This window comes from Psychrobacter sp. DWR1-2-3 (assembly GCF_049896465.1).
Lineage (GTDB): Bacteria > Pseudomonadota > Gammaproteobacteria > Pseudomonadales > Moraxellaceae > Psychrobacter > Psychrobacter maritimus.
On record NZ_JAFCUJ010000018.1, the window covers coordinates 1 to 750 of the forward strand.

The 750-nt window shown below is 54.8% G+C and carries 2 protein-coding genes; one reads left to right on the forward strand and one right to left on the reverse strand.

Features of this window, described 5'->3' with window-relative positions:
- Positions 1-10: 10 nt before the first annotated feature.
- Entirely contained in the window at positions 11-235 is a 225-nt protein-coding gene (locus ACP7AA_RS13085; RefSeq protein WP_003660230.1) for a Rop family plasmid primer RNA-binding protein, read from the reverse strand.
- 31 nt (positions 236-266) lie between these two features.
- Here ACP7AA_RS13085 and ACP7AA_RS13090 point away from each other — a divergent pair, with 31 nt between their 5' ends.
- Positions 267-602 carry a hypothetical protein gene (locus tag ACP7AA_RS13090; RefSeq protein WP_081450183.1) on the forward strand — a complete coding sequence of 112 codons (336 nt, stop codon included), beginning with the start codon at positions 267-269 and terminating at the stop codon, positions 600-602.
- Positions 603-750: the final 148 nt, after the last annotated feature.

A 750-nucleotide genomic window follows, 5' to 3' on the forward strand; every position in this document is an offset into this window, starting at 1 on the left:
GCTGCATGTGTCAGAGGTTTTCACCGTCATCACCGAAACGCGCGAGGCAGCTGCGGTAAAGCTCATCAGCGTGGTCGTGAAGCGATTCACAGATGTCTGCCTGTTCATCCGCGTCCAGCTCGTTGAGTTTCTCCAGAAGCGTTAATGTCTGGCTTCTGATAAAGCGGGCCATGTTAAGGGCGGTTTTTTCCTGTTTGGTCACTGATGCCTCCGTGTAAGGGGGATTTCTGTTCATGGGGGTAATGATACCGATGAAACGAGAGAGGATGCTCACGATACGGGTTACTGATGATGAACATGCCCGGTTACTGGAACGTTGTGAGGGTAAACAACTGGCGGTATGGATGCGGCGGGACCAGAGAAAAATCACTCAGGGTCAATGCCAGCGCTTCGTTAATACAGATGTAGGTGTTCCACAGGGTAGCCAGCAGCATCCTGCGATGCAGATCCGGAACATAATGGTGCAGGGCGCTGACTTCCGCGTTTCCAGACTTTACGAAACACGGAAACCGAAGACCATTCATGTTGTTGCTCAGGTCGCAGACGTTTTGCAGCAGCAGTCGCTTCACGTTCGCTCGCGTATCGGTGATTCATTCTGCTAACCAGTAAGGCAACCCCGCCAGCCTAGCCGGGTCCTCAACGACAGGAGCACGATCATGCGCACCCGTGGCCAGGACCCAACGCTGCCCGAGATGCGCCGCGTGCGGCTGCTGGAGATGGCGGACGCGATGGATATGTTCTGCCAAGGGT

Bases quoted from the DNA above. Each gene is read 5' to 3' on its own strand.
- ACP7AA_RS13085 (WP_003660230.1), bottom strand. From the start codon at position 235: ATGAACAGAAATCCCCCTTACACGGAGGCATCAGTGACCAAACAGGAA.
- ACP7AA_RS13090 (WP_081450183.1), top strand. From the start codon at position 267: ATGCTCACGATACGGGTTACTGATGATGAACATGCCCGGTTACTGGAA.